Source organism: Gabonibacter massiliensis (assembly GCA_001487125.1).
In the GTDB taxonomy this organism is placed as follows: domain Bacteria; phylum Bacteroidota; class Bacteroidia; order Bacteroidales; family Marinifilaceae; genus Gabonibacter; species Gabonibacter massiliensis.
Genome location: LN913012.1, coordinates 161,362 through 181,626, shown reverse-complemented (window position 1 = coordinate 181,626; position 20,265 = coordinate 161,362). Strand labels below are relative to the sequence as shown.

Annotated in this window: 12 protein-coding genes; all 12 read right to left on the bottom strand. The window is 41.9% G+C overall.

Annotated elements, in window-relative coordinates:
* Positions 1-62: 62 nt before the first annotated feature.
* Complete coding sequence (locus tag BN3283_RS03055) at positions 63-422, bottom strand: hypothetical protein (RefSeq protein WP_041502169.1); 360 nt, start codon at positions 420-422, stop codon at positions 63-65.
* Positions 423-854: 432 nt separating this feature from the next.
* Positions 855-1,250 (bottom strand): carboxypeptidase-like regulatory domain-containing protein, encoded by a 396-nt coding sequence (locus BN3283_RS03050; protein ID WP_041502170.1) that lies wholly within the window; start codon positions 1,248-1,250, stop codon positions 855-857.
* Positions 1,251-1,275: 25 nt separating this feature from the next.
* Positions 1,276-3,579, bottom strand: a complete 2,304-nt coding sequence (locus tag BN3283_RS03045) for a Gldg family protein (RefSeq protein WP_059025601.1) — start codon at positions 3,577-3,579, stop codon at positions 1,276-1,278.
* Positions 3,580-3,591: 12 nt separating this feature from the next.
* Entirely contained in the window at positions 3,592-5,880 is a 2,289-nt protein-coding gene (locus tag BN3283_RS03040) for a Gldg family protein (RefSeq protein ID WP_041502172.1), read from the bottom strand.
* Entirely contained in the window at positions 5,877-6,821 is a 945-nt protein-coding gene (locus BN3283_RS03035; protein ID WP_041502173.1) for an ABC transporter ATP-binding protein, read from the bottom strand. Before BN3283_RS03035 ends, BN3283_RS03040 begins: the two co-directional genes overlap by 4 nt.
* 478 nt (positions 6,822-7,299) lie before the next feature.
* Entirely contained in the window at positions 7,300-8,904 is a 1,605-nt protein-coding gene (locus BN3283_RS03030) for a PKD-like family lipoprotein (protein WP_059025600.1), read from the bottom strand.
* Positions 8,905-8,928: 24 nt separating this feature from the next.
* The gene (locus BN3283_RS03025) at positions 8,929-9,771 is read right to left on the bottom strand and encodes a DUF4843 domain-containing protein (RefSeq protein ID WP_041502175.1); all 843 of its coding nucleotides are present in this window, start codon (positions 9,769-9,771) and stop codon (positions 8,929-8,931) included.
* Positions 9,772-9,795: 24 nt separating this feature from the next.
* Positions 9,796-11,280 (bottom strand): RagB/SusD family nutrient uptake outer membrane protein, encoded by a 1,485-nt coding sequence (locus BN3283_RS03020; protein WP_041502176.1) that lies wholly within the window; start codon positions 11,278-11,280, stop codon positions 9,796-9,798.
* A gap of 11 nt (positions 11,281-11,291) precedes the next feature.
* Complete coding sequence (locus BN3283_RS03015; protein WP_052634361.1) at positions 11,292-14,684, bottom strand: SusC/RagA family TonB-linked outer membrane protein; 3,393 nt, start codon at positions 14,682-14,684, stop codon at positions 11,292-11,294.
* A gap of 87 nt (positions 14,685-14,771) precedes the next feature.
* Positions 14,772-15,977 (bottom strand): FecR family protein, encoded by a 1,206-nt coding sequence (locus BN3283_RS03010; protein ID WP_059025599.1) that lies wholly within the window; start codon positions 15,975-15,977, stop codon positions 14,772-14,774.
* Between the two features lie 441 nt (positions 15,978-16,418).
* On the bottom strand, positions 16,419-16,844 hold the full coding sequence (locus BN3283_RS03005; protein WP_059025598.1) for a carboxypeptidase-like regulatory domain-containing protein: 426 nt from the start codon (positions 16,842-16,844) through the stop codon (positions 16,419-16,421).
* 107 nt (positions 16,845-16,951) lie between these two features.
* Positions 16,952-20,245, bottom strand: a complete 3,294-nt coding sequence (locus BN3283_RS03000; protein ID WP_059025597.1) for a golvesin C-terminal-like domain-containing protein — start codon at positions 20,243-20,245, stop codon at positions 16,952-16,954.
* Between the last annotated feature and the right edge of the window lie 20 nt (positions 20,246-20,265).

The following is a 20,265-nucleotide window of genomic DNA, read 5'->3' as shown; positions in this document are numbered from 1 at the left end:
TACCTATCCTTTTTCAACACAAAACATCGGATAGCATTCTTACAAACATATCCATCCCGGCTTTACTCCATCCTTCCAATTACCTTAGCTCTCTTTTCAACCTGTAAAAGAATAACGGACAAACCCTCCCCAAAAGGATCTGCATCATTAATCGGATACGTTCGAAAAGAATTCGACACGTTTACCTTCCCTCTTACCCTAAAATAATCCCACACGATAAAATACAAGAAAAGGCCACACAATGCATCAGAGAATAGAATACTTACAGATAACCCCATCCTATCATGCCCGGCCTCCTGAAATAAAAACGGAATACAAAAAATTCCTATCAACCAAAATGAGACAAACACCCGAGACAACCAACGCTTCCTTAAAGCTTTGATTTTATGCCGGATGAATGTAGAGATGAGACGTAATTTCATGATTTTATTTTTAGTTACACACTTTTCAAATATAAAGTATCTTCATTTGAAATCCAAACTAAAAATCATAGTTAATTTTGCTCAACTACCCTATTTATTCTGAAACCTCCCATCTCTTTATTGTTAACTCAGTATATAACAACATTTTTACATACTAAATTCACTTAAAAACAAAAAATAAATTTTCTGTAAATATTTTATTTTTATTATAAATATGCACGAAATACCCATTTTTAATTGATTCCCAATAAATTTGCTTCATCGTACCGTAATAATTCATTCGCAATACAATAACCGATACGTATTCACTCATTCGTTTTCTATTCGAAATTATATACAAAAGGCAGACCCTCTCCCCTACAAAACGTTTTTCCCCTTTGGTTTTTTTGTAAGGTTAAGGCCTGCCTCAGTATACACACTACACAATATTCTTTAGCGTTTTGTTTCTAAACAACAAACAAGTCGATTATAAAAATGAATCAGCGGCTCTTCAGGTAACTCTTCTTCCACAAGGGTAATGAATAAATAATGTCCCTGTGCAGCTAAAAAATCCTTTACTTTTATCTCACGAGTAACATAACCATTACAGATAATCAAAAGTGTTCCTTCCTCTGAAACAATCAACTCGAAATACCCGCTCAAATCCGTGATCGTACTGTTCGTCGTTCCTTTCTCGACGATCTGAACACCTAAAATGACATTCATTTCCGGATCACAAACTTCGCCTTTTACTTTTACCTGGCGATTCTGAGCTATCACGACAGAAGTGAAACCCATAAAAAACATGACGGCTAACGATAGGCCTTTAAAAAGTATTTTTTGTTTCATAACAATTCATTTATAGTTAAGCAATTTAGCCTCTTTTTCTCAAATAATTAATAATGATCCCGCAAGCGATTAACAATAACGGGAATACCCCCAGAAGAAAGAACTTCACCCAAAAGATGTCCGTGATAGGAAAAACGACCGTTGTATCTTTCGGATCCGCACGAACGATCTCTACCGGGAATTCACCATTTGTCAACCAACGGAAACTCTCCGTAATCAACGAGTAGTTCGAGGCATTGATTCCCTTGCGCATCATCATCAACTCCGCGTTACTGGCACAATCCGCATCCCCGAGAATTATTACCCGTTGCTCCTTGCCTTTCGTCTTCCGGCTTAAACCCAAAGCCGTGACATGAGATCCCTCGAACTCACCGGCAGCAGGATTCAACACCACTTGATCGTTTATCAGATCACTCGTTTCCAACTCGTTCCAACTACCTTTTTCGATTGTTCGTAAGATGGGAAAAAAGGCATAACCTGCGGTATTGTCATACTCGAGCCCCACAGCTCCAGGCATTGTCACTCGTTCTCCTTTCTTTAACATTCGGGCATATTCACGAGAAATATGAGCTGCCTCTTCCGTCACCTGACATTGTAACAAATCGGCACTAAAATCTGATGTCGGTTGCACCAATACACCGGGCACCGAGCTTACGCCAAACAACGAAAGCAAAGGACGGGCCAAATCCACACGATCCGGTTCTACCGCGATCAAAAGGTTACCTCCTCTTTCGATGTAACGGCTAACCTTGGACAACTCGTCCGGGGTAAAAGGACTTTTCATATCGGCAATTACAAGAATATCGTACTCGATAGGAATATCTTCACCCTCTTTCATCTGGTAAACATAAACGTCAAAACCCTGATTTACTAACGCATAACGAAATGTCAGGTTACTGGCAAAAGAGTAATAATCAGGATCACCGAAACCGCTCGTGCTACGCTCTCCGTGACCTGTCAAACAAGCCACTTTAGGCGCATCAACGGCCAAACGTTTCAACGCTGCCGCCACCTCCGTCTCCGTCGGGAATTGTAGCTGGTCGTTGTACATGCGCAGGAACGTTTTCCGTCCGTTTGCTGCCTCCAGCAAACGAACAAAACGATAGCCCTCCGGACGCAAATCGATCTGTTTATTTATCTCTTCGGAAGAGATAAAACCTTTTAACGAAACCTTCGCCATCTTCGCATACTCCTCCGCTACACCGCGTTCGTCCAAACCGGCGAATCGCTTACCATGAAGGGGGGCTGTCTGCAAATAGTAACGCACATAAGACATCTCTATATCCGGTTTGAAACGAACGTAAGGTTTAAAACGGTCCATGTCTCCTTTCTCCGCTCTCGGCAAACCGTAAATGTAATTTGTTCCCAAGAGATTTACATAAGTCGTAATTTTAATTTCGCCGTCGATCTGCTCCAGAATTTTCTGGGTGGATTCCGTCACCGTCTCCGTCTGGCAAGCCGTCATGTCCTTATACAATTGCAGTGTCGGGCGCGAAGTCAAATACCCCAAACCGACAACCACCGCAACCACCGCCACGTATCTCCCGACAGACACGACCAAACTTCGTTTGGCCCGATGAGATTCGACCTTCATGATGGACAAAGCCAAGAAAAAAAGAATGACCAAAAGAAAATAGAACAAGTCTTCACTACAGATCAAACCGTTAACAAAAACCATAGCCCGCCCTTTAATCGACAGCCAGTAGGTAATCTCTCTAACGAAACCGATATCCTGACCGACACTACCGATAAAATTCAAAACGATCAGTACCGCTAAGGTTCCCATTGCGGCTACAATCTGATAAGAAGTCAAACTCGACATATAAAGACCGATTGCCGCGTAAGCGCAGATCAACAAATACAACCCCAACAAACCCGAAAACGCCATCGAAAGATCGAAATGAGGAATCGTCAGGCAGGAAAACAAGATGTAAACGAACAAAATACCTACCAGAAGTAAACCGTAAAACATCATCGAAAGAAACTTACCCGTGATAATCTGGGTTGCCGTTACCGGTGACGAGTATAACAATTTTATGGAACCGCTGCTGTACTCCCGGCTCATCAGGCTCATCGTCAACAAGGGTATGTAAAGGTACAAATATTGTTGCACCACGATAAAAAGACCGCTTAAAGAGACCAGGATCACACCCGTCAAACTACCCTCGCCGGGAGCATCATTCAAAAACTGTGACGTCACGCAAGATTTGAAAAGGTCCATATAGGTAAGACCCGTCTGGATTGTGAAGATCACCAATATAAACCAAGCAACAGGCGAGTAAAAAAGAGCACCTAACTCATTTCCAGCTATTTTTAATACTTTTCTCATATTCTATATTATTTAACCCAACCTTCTTTTCATCCAAACACCCACTCCTCCCAAAACGAACAAGGCAGGGAATATCCATGTCAATAATAAACTCGTCAGCGGCATTCCTTCGCGTGTCAACTCCAGAACCGTGTCTTTAAACGCCGGACGAGTGATCGATAACGGAAACTCACCGTAACTCAACCACCGGAACATACCCGTAATCAAGGAGAAATTAGACGTCTGAACACCGATGCGATTCATCAACAACTCCGAGTTACTGATACAATCGGCATCACCCAACACCACGATCCGTTGTTCTCGATCGCCGACCTGTCGCGTTAAAGCAAGCATCGTCGGGTAAGCACCCTGGACCTCGCCAACCCGGGGGTTGAAGACCGCCTTATCGCCACCTTCGAGCTCGTTCCAACTCCCCTCCCCGGAGGTCGTCAAAACAGGTGCTACCCGGAAACCGCGTGTCGTGTCAAAAGAGAGTGCTGAAGCACCGGGCATCACGATACCGTAACGGTTTAACAAATTTTTATAAGAGGTCATCACGTTCACGCCCTCTTCATTGAATCGACAAATCAGCAGATTATCATTATAAACTCCCGTCGGTTGGACAAGCTCTCCGGGTATGAATTCTACCCCCAGCATACGCGTAATCGGGTTCATAATCGACTGCTTGCCAGGTTCTCCTGCTATGACCAAATTACCCCCGCGATCGATATAACGGTTCAATTTATCGATATCATCACTCGAGAAAGCCGTATATGGATCGGGAATAACCAAAACGTCCACCTCCGGCGACACCTCTCCGACTTTCGATAAATCGAGCACTTCCGTATCAAAACCCTTGTTGATCAACGAGTGACGGAAAGTAGGGCTCTGCGCAAAGGTATAATAATCCCGGTCTCCGGCTTTGCGTATATCACGCTCGCCATGCCCCACGACGAAAGCCACCACCGGGACATCTGTCACCAGTCGTTTCATTGCCGTCGAAATCTCCGCCTCATTAGGAAAAACGTAACCGTCATCATAAACACGCAAGAAAGTCTTCCGACCGTTGTCTCGCTCGATCACGCGAACGAAACGATAATTCTCTCCCGATAGATCGATCTGGTGCGAAAGTTCTTCAGGTGTTAAGAACATTTTCATATTCAAGTCATTAGCCACCGCCACCTTCTCCGCTTTCTGGCGCTCCGTCAATCCAGAGAAACGCTCGGTCAGGTAATTATTCGAGTCCTTCACGTCCTTATAATAATAAACGTATTTCATCTTCATCCTGGGCTTGAAACGAGTGTACTCTTTAAAACGATCTTTATCTCCGTTCACTCCCGAGGGGATACCGTAATGGTAATGACTCTCCAGGAGGTTAACGTAAGTAGTGACCGTCAAACCTCCGTCCATCTTCTCCATCACCTCCCGGCTTGCCTGGGCCAGCGTGTTTAACTTGGTCGCCGAGGCGTCATAATAAAACTTGAAGACGGGACGGGAACTCAGGTAGCCCAAAAATAAAGCCAGAAAAGTCACAACGAAGTATCTGGTCACGATCAAACCTTTATTACGTTTCTTACCCGAGAGAATCTTAATCACGGATAAAGAAAGGAACAAACCGATAACGATCAGAAAATACAAGACGTCCTCGCTCGTGATTAGCCCCTCGATCATCTGCGAGGAACGCCCCTGGATGGACAACCAGTAAGTGATATCCCGAACGAGGGGGATATCCTGCCCCAACCGGCCGACGTAATTTAAAAAAGCCAAGACCGCAAGTGTTGAAACTGCCGCCACCACCTGATAAGAGGTGAGACAGGACATGAAAAGACCGATCGCCGCGTAAGCGCAAACAACAAGGTAAAGCCCTAAAACACCACTCAAAGCCAACGTGTAGTCAAAATTAGGAACATTAAAACCCGTTAAGAACACAAATACCAGCAAAATTCCTCCAAGAATCAAATTATAAAGCATCATCGACAAGTATTTCCCCAAAACGATTTGAGTCGTCGAAACCGGTGACGAATATAATAATTTTATGGAACCGCTGCTGTACTCCCGACTCATCAACCCCATCGTCAATAAAGGAATGTAGAGGTAAAGGTTGCCAAGCATCGTCGGGTAAAGACTGAAACTTCGTGTAAAAAGCTCACGTACGATACTGTACCATAACGGACGGGAAAACTGTTGTGTCAACATGGTATCGATTAAACCCGTGTAAGACATAGCTGCCTGAACGGTGAAAATCACCAGGATCAACCACGCCACCGGGGAATAAAACAGAGTACGTAACTCTGTTATCGCTATCTTGTATATCTTTCTCATGACAAACGACTATTCATCTTTACTTTCCCGGACAGGCGGGCGAATACTTCATCCAACGAGCTACGTTCTACCGTGATCTCGCTTAACTCCCAACCGCGGGAAACACTCAACTCTACCACCTCGCGAGTCACGTCGCTATCACGGGTAAACCACATACGGTAACTGTTTTGACTGACTTCTTCAACCCGATCGATTCCCGGTATTTCCCGCAACATCTCGATTGCCGGAGGGTTTTTCATTACCACGACGAAAGTGTTGGGTTGAACATAATTGTTAAACTCTTCCATCGTCCCTGAAAAGACGAGGTTACCCTTCTCTATCATCTTGATATGATCGCAGGTAGCCTGTACCTCCGACAATATGTGAGTCGACAGCAATACCGAACGATCGTAAGCGATCTCTTTAATCAGTTCTCGGATTTCGAGGATCTGATTCGGGTCCAAACCGTTGGTAGGTTCGTCGAGAACCACGAATTTAGGGTTGTGGATGATCGCCTGAGCAATGCCTACGCGTTGTTGATAACCGCCCGACAGGTTCTTCAACAAACGTTTATTGAAATGAGTGATACCACATTTGGCCATAGCCGTGTCTACGGCTGCTTTTATCTTTCTCGGTTCAACGGAACGTAACTCCGCACAATAAGCAAGGTACTCCCGAACCGTCAAATCAGTATACAATGGCGGTTTCTGCGGTAAAAAACCGATGTTCATCTTTGCCGCTATCGGATTATCCCGGAAATTGATTCCATTGATGTAAACCTCACCCTCTGTCTGGTTCAAAACACCGCACATAATGTTCATCGTTGTCGACTTGCCGGCACCGTTCGAACCTAACAAACCGAGAATACCCTTCTGGTATATCTCGAAATTAATGTCCCGGATCGCCCATTGAACGCTGTAACGATGAGACAAATGCTCTACTCTTACTACTGATTCTTCCATAAATTTATTTGAATTACATTATATATTACATCGAATATTCTCTTTATTTCGATTAGCAACTACATGAGGAGCTCTTCAAAAGGGACCGCCACATAATTATCAATTTAACTTCCACGGCCGACACGCCTTGAACGGCACGCAACTCTTCGACGGGAATAGATTCTCCACTTTTACAATGGTTTCTTCCACAAATACTTTTGATTACATACACACCCCGATCATACTATCATGTACGATTACAATACAAATCATATCCCCGACACACCTTTCCGACAATTATCGTAAACTTCTTTACTCCTACTGCCAACCGGAAAAAAATATATTTCAAACCTGATTGTGCCGTTATTTCAGGCTATACCCTCCCCTTTCCGCCTTTTATGAAAAAGCAGGCCCAAACGGAACAAAATCTTTAATACACAGCAATTATATACGAAATGAATTAGTAGGTAAGCAGCTATTGCTTACCTACTTATAAAAATTATTTTCCTTGGACAACGATATTTGAGATTATACCGAATCCGTCATAAGCTATTTGTTTTCCTTTATCCAGATTACCCGTTCCCAAATCCTTTTGCGGAACTAAATAAACCTTTCCGGCCTCTCCTGCTTGCGTGGCGATCAACACGGCTTTCGCATTCAAGGGAACCAAAGAGGAAACATCTCCATCAAAATCAGACGGACTCATCGTGTAACGTCCTTGCTGATAGAATTGGACGATAGTGATCTTCTCTCCGTCGGCAACCGTATATTTGGATTCATAAGTCAACGAACCCAATGACATCCTAACGGCATAAACATCCGTTTCCGTTGCCACGTACATAATCGGGTCAACCGAGCTGAAAGTATAAGAAACCGCCGCATCCATGATGCTTTTCAATCCGGCCGGCACCTGATACAGAGCGTAAGGAGTCGGAGCTACCAGATCATAGTTCGAATTCTGCGTTTTAAAAATATATATTTCGTACTCCTGAGTCGTTTTATCCCGCAATACCATAGCCAAACCGTCTCTTTCCATCACGCCTCCCGCTACGGCTTCTTTACCCCGGATATTGGAAGGATCGAACGGGAAAGTTTGGTTATATTCCGAAGAACTGAATAATTGACATTTCGGAGCCGCAAACAAAGAGTTAAAACGAGCAAAACACCCCATTTGAGAATCATACCACACGGCGCCGGCCCGATGTCCGGCAAAGTCTCCGGCAACAGCCGCAAGAATCGCATTATCTACATGATTGGACTCAAGGCCTAATACGTTAGTAACCTTTTCCGGTTTAACGAACATATTGTCGTTTTGACGATTATGTTGATAAACTTGATGATTGGCAACCATAAGAGTAGCTTGTATGGAAGGATAAAAAGCATCTGCTTCAAAAGAGGCATCCGCCATGGGTACAATACTCTTGGTATCCGTGTAGGAGTAATCCTCCACGTCAATCCGGTAAACTCCTTTTTCTCCCGCTACCCATAAAATATTCCGATAATTTCCATAGGTGGATCCGGAAACGGTATACATCATATTTTTGATTTTATCCGGGAATACCTCTCCTTTGGAGGCGTAAATATCGGAAATCACCTTCCTCTCTCCGGTAAAATCCTTCGTCAGATTCTCGTCCATCACCAAAGAGAGATCGGAAGTTTGTCCGTCGCGAGAGTGAGCAACCACAAGTCCTTCTCCGAACTCACTCGTCACCACCACCGTAAAGGAAGCAAAATACTGCAAAGTAGTTGCAGAATCCGTTACCGTTAACAAAAGTTTATATCCCCCCGCATTGATCGGCATTGTAGCCGTAACATCCAATATTCTTTCATGAGACAACTCTTCCGTCACGTAATCCAAAGAGGAGGTTCCTAACTGGATCTTCCACAAATATCCCAAATCCGGATGATTTGCCTGCCCGTTTTTTGTAATGGGTATATCTAATTTAAGATTCCCCAAATAATTAACATTCTGGACCTCGGAAATATTTTCCAAGTCAATCTTTATTTCCGGAAGTTTTTCTGTATCGTAAGTACTTTTATCGTCATAACATGACCAAAGGCCACTACTCAATAAAAGTACCAATAGATAAAATATATTTTTCATATGAATAATCTTTGATCTGTTAAATTAAAACTTTCTTGCCTTAACCGGTTGTCCTTTCGCCAATCCTCCGTCATGCAACAAAGGCTCTCCGTGTACTTCCTCGTAAGCCTCCAAATAAGCATTCAGCAAATCGTAATAGGCGTTGGTTTGAGCGGTAGTGTAGAAGGTCAGTCCGAGCGGATCACGGTTATTATACGCCGGCCATTTATCGGATTCCCAAGGCCAGTCCAAAGCTTCCAATATCGCCTTATGAGCATTTTTACTATAATAGTTATAATTAGCTAAATTCATACTCTGACCTGCAGCAATCAAATAGTTGTAAGTACGGCAATAGAATGTTCCGGATCTCGGCATCGGCAACTGGTTATCAAACATAAACTTTGCCCGAATATACTCTTTCGGTCCTTTTGCAAAATCATCCGAAGTTGTCAACACCAGTTCCAGTACACAAGTTTCCGTCTCCAAAGCCGGCAATTTGGTAACCTCGATCGAGATCTTACCGAATGCCTCTCCTGCCGGAACCACCGCCTCCAGAATTTTATAAGAACCCTCTATTAACGTACAACTGTCCAGATCAAGCGTACAATTCACTTTCCGGTCGTAACTCCGTACGTCCCCTATCACTTCCAACGGAATATCGACAATGACTTTCTCCTCGTTCGGGTCCGACCAGAAAGAGTATACTTTCTCAAATTTCTTTGTAGTAGTATTATATCCCGGATAGGTTTTTATTCCTATTCCCGTCCACGGAAAAGTAACCGAAGGAAACTCCTCGTTATAAGTAGGTATTTCCTCTTTGGAACATCCTGCAACAAGCAATCCCAAAGCGAATATACACATCGTATATATAAATCTTAATTTATTCATAACTTTGAATTTATGCTATTAAACTTATTGAACAAGACCCATTCCACTTTCTGCCTCCGGATAGGGCCATACATAAGTCTCATCACTCATCGGAGTAGACAAATTCGGAATATTCACTTCTCCGATACGCTTGTAATAAAGGAAGGTCACACCTTCACACAGGAACTCACGCCTGTATTCGTTCGTCAAACAAGTCAACAACTGGTCCCGGGTATAACCTGAGATATCAATGAAATTAGAACGATTCTCACGCAACGTCGTTAAATATTTGGCCGCTTCGGTTGTGTTAATATCCGTTCCCTTCAAATAAGTTTCCGCCACGATCAGGTACATCTCCGAAATACGTACCAGCGGGATTCTGTTCAAACAATCGGTACCGCTGATAGCCCGGTCCTGAGCTAATTTCAAAGGCACATAATAGCCATTGGAAGCAGGGAACAACATTTTGGATGATCCCCGGAAATCGGCATTACTACCCGCTCCGCTTTCATCAAAAATACTCTGTACTCCCTCCTCTGACAATTTGATCTGCTCATAATCCGTATCCGTAAAATTCAATTTGAAATACCCGGAAATCTTGTCCGACAGGGTCAACACGTTCAAAGAAGCGATATGTTCCGTAGAAAGAATCAAATTCGAGGAAATGTTATCATTCGTCACCCACGTGTAAAGATTGACCTTTTCTCCCTCTTCAATCACCTTTTTAGCTTCCTCCCGGGCCAACAACAAAGAGGCATCGCTACCTTCCCACATGTATACCCTGGCTAACAACGCTTTTACGGCAAAATAATTCAAACGATAAGTACGATCACTATAAAATCCGTCGTCATTCAAATTATCATAATAGTCATCCGTATGCTTTTTCGTGATCGGATCTTCCTCTTCCAACAAATCCAAAGCCTCTTTTAAATCGGCCACGATCAAATCTATGGTCTTTTTATAAGACAATTGTTCCGTTGTCTCTTTCTTGTACTCTTTCACATAAGGAATGGTGAGCTTTGTCTCTTTATCCGTACGGGAGGCCAAATCCCCGTAACCGTAAATACGCATCAGGTCGAAGTGTAACATCGCCCGAATAGCCAATAACTCTCCTTTTATCACCTTATAAGAAACCGGATCTAAAACATTCGATCTCTTTTCAATAAATTTCAGGGCGTTATTCGCATTAGCAATGATGTTATACGCGTTCAACCAAACCGCATCAATAATAGGAGTGGCTCTCACATGTTTATATTGATAAGCAGCCATCGGATAAACCTGAGCCGAAGGATACAAATCATATTTTCCGTCCTGTACATCCAGTACGTACCAACTCAGGTTTTTACCGTACAAGGTTTCACTGGCCATTCCGATATAGCAACCGATCAACGCTTGTCGAAATCCGGGCTCATCTTTAAACTGATCCTCTTCTGGGACCTGTGAGGCAGGCGTTACATCCAACCAATCGTTACATGACGTAACAGAAAAGAAGAGGATAAACAAAGTTATATATTGTGTTATTCGTTTCATATCCTATTTATTTAAAATGATCCTATAAGAGAGAATGACATGGTTCTGGCAAACGGATAACTATATCCCCGCTCTACCTTGACAGAAGAGAAGGTAGCAATATCATTCATGTTAAAAGAAATTTTCAATCTACTCATTCTAAGAGATTTAAGAACATCAGGCTGGAATTCATAATAAACATTCAAAGCTCCCCAGGTAAGTAAACTTTCATCTTGTACAAAGCGTGTCGTGGGACGTGTCTTTTCCTGATATGCCTGCGCATCGCCGTCATATTGGAATGTTCCCAAACGTTTGAACTGTGCGACCTGTCCCGGTTCTTTCCAACGACCGTATAAAGCCCGCTTATCCACGTTATAGTTCATATCCACGTTTTCTACCCGTTCTACTAAGGTCGAATTGTATTTCTGGTAGCCGGTAGCATAACGGAAAGTCGTACTTAATCCGAATCCTTTGTATTCGGCATTAAAACCGAAAGTCCCCCTGTATTTTTCCAAAGAGTTTCCGGCCGGTACCTGATCGTTCTCGTCATACGTATAGGTCAATTCCCCGTTGCGTTTCACATAAACCTCGTTTCCCGTTTGAGGATCGATACCCAAAGAACGAACAGCCCATATCGTATTCATGGATTCACCGTCCACGTATTTTGTTACCGGTTTATTATTTCCCTTATCGGCTGCCATCTTATCCCGCAATGCATTATACGTTTTCATACTTTCCGACAGGCGGATAATCTTGTTCGTCGTGGTCGTCAAAGAACCGAACAACTGCAAGAAACCCTTATTAGTCTGAAATACGCTATAAGTCAAATAGGCCTCGATACCCTGATTCCGGACCAAACCCAAATTATCTTTCACGGTAGAGAAACCGGTCGATGTAGAGACAGAAACATCCGTCAACATATTCTTGGTATCCGCCCAGTAATAGTCAAAACGAATATTAGCCTTGTAAATAATGGCATCAAATCCCACGTTATAGTCTTTCTTCTGTTCACCCTTCAACTGAGGATTAGCCATACGTGCAACCTGGGCTCCCGTCATTCCCAAATAATTATCCGTCGTGTAATACTCATAGGTTGCAACTGCTTCATTGTTATAGAAATTCTGGTTTCCGGTTACTCCGATAGACGCCCGTAACTTAAACTGTTGAACAATATCGTTTTTGAAAAATTTCTCGTTATGCAGGTTCCAACCTAAAGCCAAAGACCAACCTAAAGCCCAGCGATTGTCATTACCGTATAAAGAAGAAGCATCCTCTCTGGCACTGAAGTCCAATAAATAACGATTATCGAAGTTATACCCGCCGGCAAGTACGAAACTTAAATTCCTATTCCAGGAAGAACTACCGTAAGGACGGGAATCTTTTGCATATTGACGCGCGAAAGTGATATCGGCAATCTGATTATTAGGGAATCCCTCTGCCTGAAATACATAAGCCTGGCTTTTATCTTCTCCTATCTCCGTTCTAAAGTTCAAGAAGATATTATGACGATCCGCAAATGTCGCAGAATAAGTCGCATTTATATTAGCAGAAATGGTACTACTTTTACCCTCATCGATCCGGTAAGAACCTTTACGCAATTGATCTTCGGTAGAAGAGTACTTATTAATATCGGCAAATGAAGAGTGAGTCGCGGGTAAAAATTCATCTCCGTCATTTCTCTTTAGGCCTAACGTAATTCCTCCTCTTAAAATCAAAGCTTGTATAGGTCTCCACTCGATTTCAAAATTATTGACAAACTCAACATAGGATTGCTGGTAAAGCGTTCCGATTTCAGCATCGTACATAGGGTTGGCAACCGAAGCTCCTTGCCCGGTATAAGCCCAACGGGCCACTTCTCCCGTGTCCGGATCCTTGGCTCTCCAATAAGGATTCATTTGTGCATATTTACTGAATGCCCCATAAGGAGAATCATTACTCTTATTGCTCGTTATGGAAGCATTATTTCTGAATAACAAATTATCCTTGCGATAAGAAAGATCGATCTCTCCGATAATATTTCTACGATCGGATCCTTTCATAACTCCCTTCACCTGATTGTATGTCAAACTGAACAATGCCTGCAAGTTCTGGTCTCCCAATTGGACCGAAAGATTGTGTTTATGTCCGACGCCCGTGCGTAAAGGTTTGGAGAGCCAATAAGTATCCAAACCGGCGGCAATGAGTTGCTTTCTCTCCTCATACAGTTGAGAATACCTGATCTCCTCGTCCATATTTTTATAATCGTACATACCGTCTATCCTCTCGGCTTCTAATTTTTCCGCAGCATTACATAAATTATAACTGGTCAAGTCCGGCATCTCAATATCGACACTTCCCGTATAGGTTACCAATTGCTGAGTTCCCGTTACGCGTTTAGTCGTTATAACCACTACCCCATTAGCAGCTTTAGAACCGTAAATTGCTTTCGCCGCAGCATCCTTCAATAAAGTAACACTCTCGATCCGGTTCATGTCCATATCCATTACACGTTCTACCGTGGTATTAAATCCGTCCAATATAAATAACGGTTGATTGGGATTGTTCTGGTAGTTACCTTTAAGCTGAATTCCAGTCTCTTCTATCGGAAAACTGGATACACCACGCATTTGCATTTGCGGTAAACTATTCGGATTCGATCCCATATCCAGGTTATCCATAATAAACAAAGCCGGGTCCAGGTTCTTCAAACTTTGAAACAGATTCGAACTACCGGTACGAACGATGTCTTTTGACGTTAGCGTAACGGCAGACCCGGCATAAGTATTTGCTTTACGAGTAAACATACCGGTTACAACCACCTCCTCTACCTCTTTAACATCTTCTTCCAGTACAACGTTAATCACGGTACGGTTACCGATCACTACGCTTTGCGACTTATAACCGATAAATGAATAAATCAAAGATTTTACTGCGCTCGGAACGGTTAAAGTATAAGTCCCGTCAATCGTCGTACTTGTTCCCAAATGCAAAGAATCTCCCGCAACAACAACTGTAGCTCCCGGTAACGGTTGCCCTTCTTTATCTTTCACCGTACCAGTAATTGTAATGGAAACCGGTGCTTTTTTAGGTCCCACCACAACCTTACCGTTCAATTCTCTGCATTCCAAATTTGTGTTTTTGATACAAGCTTGAACAGCCTGAAGAGTAGTAACATTGTTTAAATCTACTGTTACTTTTACCGTTTCCTTCTCCACTTCCTCCTTCTTAAATACAACAGAATTATCGCTCAATCGGTTGATTTCCCGTAGTGCATCCAATACACTAACTTGAGCAAGCTTTAAAGAAAATCGTTTGGAGTTTTGTTGTCCGTAGACCGGTGAACTTGTAAGCGCCGCAGTAATACCTAACAGCAAAATACTGCAAAACAATACTCTACAAGTCACCAAAAGTCTACAGAACCTTTTTGGTTTGTAGTTTTTTTTCATACTTTTGTTACGTTTTAATTAAACACACACCTTGCTATCAACAAGGTTTTTTAAGCCGGAAATGCTCGCCAAAGCATTTCCGGTATTCTATTTCTCTATGATATGCACTGTATTTCCTTCGATCTTAAATTCCGGCCCTCCCGTTAAGGTAAGCATTTTCAATATTTCGTTCAATTTGTCATCTTTACTCATTCGTCCGCTAAAAGTATGGGGACCTTTCCGTTCACCGTCAAAGACAAACTTCACATCGTACCAGCGACTCAGCATCCGAGTAACCACCTCTATATCATCTTCAGCAAACATGAATACGCCATAACGCCAAGCGGTAATCTCTTCCACCCGTACCTTTTCCACGGAAAAATCTCCACTCTCCTTATCTAATTTCAGTTGCATGGCTGGTTTTAATACAACCGGAGAGGCATTTCCCCTCTTGTTCAACATCACCTCTACCTTTCCCGTCAACAAAGTGGTATAAACATTAGGCTCATTTTCATAAGCATTAATATTAAAAGAAGTACCCAACACTCTAGTCTGCATGGAAGTCGTTTTTACAATAAAAGGTTTTTCCGGATCAGGTGCAACCTCAAAATAAGCCTCCCCTTTTAAAAACACTTCTCTCTTATCTCCCAAAAACTCAATCGGATAATCAATTTCAGACTCTGCATTAAGCCACACTTTCGTACCATCACTCAACACTAATTGATAATCTCCGCCAACAGTTGTGACAATTTTATGTATAACTTCCTCGACAGGCAAAGAATCAGCTGTCATTCTATAAGATAGTTTGCCCTTTTCCCCGATCATAGCGACAGAAGAGAGGTGCAAAGTATCCGGTAAAGAATTACTCAAATTAATCTGCTTCCCGTTCTCCAGCACTAACATTACTTTCCCTTTTGCCGGATTGATTTCAACCTTTTCTTGTCCGGCCATAACCGGAGAAGATTCCTTTTGTTGTTTTTCCAATCCAAAAATCAACAGCATACACGCAACGACAACACTGGCCGCAACAACGCTTCCCCCTATTACAAAATATCTCTTCTGTCTTTTCCCGGCGAGAAGTTTTCCGGAGATTTCTTTGTGAACCTCATCGAAACTCGTGGTCCGATTGATTTCATCTTCTAACTTCAATCGCTTTGCGATACTCTCTCCCCGAATAATACTTTTATACAATTGACGATTCTCATCGCTTTCGTCCAACCACTTTCCCAACTCTTCCCTCTCCTCCAAAGAAGCTCTCCGCAATTTAACCCGTATAATAATTTCGGCCAACAGCCTGGCTCTATCTACTACCATAACTTATCTTCTAATTTTATCTTAAGACACCGCAAAGCACAATACGGGATGAATGAAACACGAAAAAAATAATAAAAAAATCATCTTTTCGCCATATATCTAATAATTAACGGACTATTGGATCAATACCGTCCAACTCAGGAACTCTCCTTATTGTCGAACCGACAATCGATATGAAAACTCCGATCATTGGTTCATCGAATTCAGCATCAATTTCAGTCCCCGTTATAAATTTCGCAGAAACCACCTGGGCGAACAATCCGATATTCTATCCTATTACAAAAGCACAAAAAACACCGTATCAGGCTCATCTTACCCGACAAAATGAAGGTTGTCCAAATTTTCATTTAAAGACAACCCTCGAAACAAATATATATCAACAGAATACAATACTACAGTATAACCATTCTTCTTTTTGTACCCAACACATTCACCTAAAAATTAACACACCTGAGGTTGTATCCTCGTCCTTAAAAACCGGTCATAATCAAAAAAGACGCAATCTTTATAAAAAGTCAGCAATCCTTTTTGAAACGTATCAGTCGACAAAACCATAAAATCATCACGCATAACAACATGAATCACACTAAGCCCTCTAACTCCTACTTCGACTTTCTTCATCCCTATATAAGAAAATACCAACGTATCCCCCGGCATAACGCCAACGATTGTAAAGTTGCCATCAAAATCCGTAATAGTACCTATATTAGTCCGCTTTATTTGCACATTAACCCCTATTAACGGTTCGCCCGCCATATCCGTCACAACACCCGTTATTCTGGAAGATTGCCCGTAAGACACCATATGAAAAGAACAAATAACAAAAAGAAGCATTATCATCTTCTGAAAAAAAATTTTTGTTTTCATAACATTAATTTTAGTAAAACATTTATTATTACTGCAGTAGTGTATTCAATATCAACATAATCAAAGATACCCTTTCTCCTCAAAGATTACTTATAAATCAGGAAAGGCTATTTTTTAACATATTTCCATTTGATGGCATCGGCTACAAGACGCATCTGCTGCCGAGCCCTATCTAACAATACAACACGGTTTTCTCCTTGTGGAAGCCGATACTCTCCGGCATAAACCCAACCTTGTTCCTTCGTTACATTAATATTAAACTCGTCATTCTTTTCTCCATTCTGGACCGTATAATATTGTAAACAATCCCCATCCAACGAGCCGTTATAAACATAAGCAGGAAGAGCAGGCACATGTATCCATAACTCATACACACCCTCTTGCTGAATTTCTGCTGTCCATACAGCATGATTATTCTCTCCTCCTCCCAATTTCACATAAGCACTACGCACAATATCCCCATAACACCCTTCATCTATTCCGGGAGCCCAGCTCGTAGAGACAATTTTCATCGGCAACTGGTATTCTTTCCTACTCGACATATTCCCCAAAAGTCGATTAGAAGCCGCCGTCTTTACGTTAAATCCGGGATCTTCGTTATCCACTATAATTTCATCGGGAACAGGTAAAAAGTATCTTTTATCGATATCAAAGATTCCTTGCGACGTATCCGAAACAACAGCCGTTTTTATCGTGGGATTGAAAACCCAACGAATGGTCTGAGGAATGTTTTGCGATAAATTGGTATTTACATAGATCAACCTCGGCATCTTCTCGGCAAAAAATCGAATCTCTTTTGCTTCTCCCCTGTTAATCATAAAATGATTTATATATCCACCCCGGACCATAACAGAAAAAACGCCATCTGCTTCTGAAGGATTATACACCCGCATTCGCCCACGATATCCCTTCACCTCTCCGTTCTCTACCTTATCGACCCCTATATCCTTTATTACTAAACCAGCTGCTTGCCGACTTTTATACCATTCGGGCAACCATTGTGAAATATCTACCTTAAACCGATCTGTAAAAGCTTGCTTGAATTGTTTTAAATCAGTCTCTCTAAAAAAATAAGAACTTCTAAAATCATTTAAGAATCGATGCAGATCCGTATAAGGTACAGAGGTAGAGATTCTATTTTTCAAATCCCTGGCCTTTATATTGATTATTTCCGTCATAACCCCTACAGGTAGGGTCTCATCATTCAATGCATCTTCCAAACTATGCGAAGTCAGGTAAGCCATTGCCCGTTGATAATCGTCTATCCCTAAAAAAAGAGGCATTTTCATGATACTTGAAGAAACGTTATCTTCCTGAAATTTTAACATTGTTTGTATGATACGATCCATCACCGGATAATCGACAGAACTCATAAATCCCAGATAATCAGAAAACAAAGGCAAAATTGAATAATCATTAGGAATAGTCGTGGATTGTAAAACACCTATTGTTTCTTGTCTCAAATATAATTTTAAGCGCCGATTCAAATCAAGCTCTCTCAGTACAGCCCGTTCCCGTAGAAAAGAGGACTCTAAAAATATACTCAATCGCATAAAATCCACATTAGGTTCTTGAATCATTTCATTTCCGCCCACGAAGCTCATCGCAACACCTTCTTGAAATTGAATATAATCCGACATCGCTAAAATTTTACTCCCCCGCTCGGGATAAAACAGCAATTCCGGTTGGGCATTTTCACTCCCTCCTTTCCAATTTCTCATGTAAGACGTCAACGTAACGGGTGTTTCAACTACTCTCAAATACTGAAACGGATATCCTTTCAAGTGTTTTTGCAAAAACGGCATTAGAAAATCCGAAAGATTCTCAACCTCCTTTATCAGAAGATCGCTCCCTTTAAAATAGTACCATTCCAACAGAACGTTATCCACCTTTACGGATTTCTTACCGTAAGCTCCCATAGTCAACGTGATTCCCATCAATTTATTTTCCGGCGTAAATTTAACGGTATCTCCCACCTCCTCTGCTTTTCCCTGAGAAATCACCGTTCGACGATCCGGATTAAACACGCGAAGATCATAGGTCGTAAAATTCTTCTCCGTGGCATACAAAGACTTTAGGTTTACCGGAGGAACAGCTACCGGATACCACAAACACTCCGGAAGTAACAAGGTATATCCATTCTCAACAAAGACGCTTCGCTTTCCGAACCTCCATTTTTTATCCAGCCAATACGCATGGTCATATTCTTTATCCGAAATATCCAAATAACAAATTCGCTCGTCAATTTTGCCGTCATACTCTATCCTCAGCGTTATATTCTCCCCTGGCTGAAGTTCTTTTTGCACCACTATAACCTGATTTTCCCTATGAAAAAACAAATTTTTTCCCTTGTCCCATAATTGACGTACCGACAATCCCGGATTCAGGTAAAAAATAAGTTCCGGCATTCGGCTTACACCGGTATTTCTTACTTGCAATTGAGCGGAAACAAAAATACGATTCCCTTCCTGACGGTAAACGATAGAGGATTTCTCCACCCGCAAATCAAGTTTATCCGCATACTTTACATAAGTATCCGCATACCTCTTTCTGATACTCTTATCATGCAGAAAAGAGTAACAACACCCCAACATACAAATAATCCCGACAGTCAACAGTGTGCAAGACAGAATCCTTAGCCTCTTTAACTCCTTCCCGTCCGTTAACCGGTTGAACCATAGAACAGAAAACATCAGCATCCCCAAACCAATTCCGATGAACGAAACGCGTTGAAGCAGATAAAGAAAAAGTGCCGGATGTCCGGTGACATCAGAAAAAAGATTGGGAATTCCAATCGCAAAAAAATCAAAAGCTCCTCCACAAATCTCAGGCAAATACCAGTAGGCTACACCCCAAAACAACAACAATAGCAACAAAGAAAAAATATGTTCTCTTATCAAACGAGAAATGAAAAAAGAAAAACCGATCATAAAAATCAGGGAGGGGAACGATAAGGTCAAAAAATAAAAAAAGTACAACCAAAGATCAAAAGGGGACAAACTGAAAAAAACATTCATCGAAGCCGCTAATAATAGCGAAATAAAATTCAATCCGATAAAGATGCGGGAGATACCCCACATCTTTCCCAAAATAAGTTCGCTGTTAGAAACCGGATACAGTGTAAACACAATTCCTGAATCGCATTTCCGATCTCTTTTTATTACATCCGTCACGACAAATAGAACCATCAATGACTGTAAGATATTATAAACATAGGTATTGAACCAAGGCAAAGAGGCAGGCATTGCAATTTTAAACCAAGATGAAAATTGAATTTGTTCAATATATTGGAATCCCCATGTTCCCAATAGAGCGATCACAACAAATATCCGGAATCCCCAATTCCGTCTCAGTAACTTAGCCTCGTAACAAGCGATTGTTTTTATCATTCGAAATTTCATAAGTCTTATTTTAGTACGTT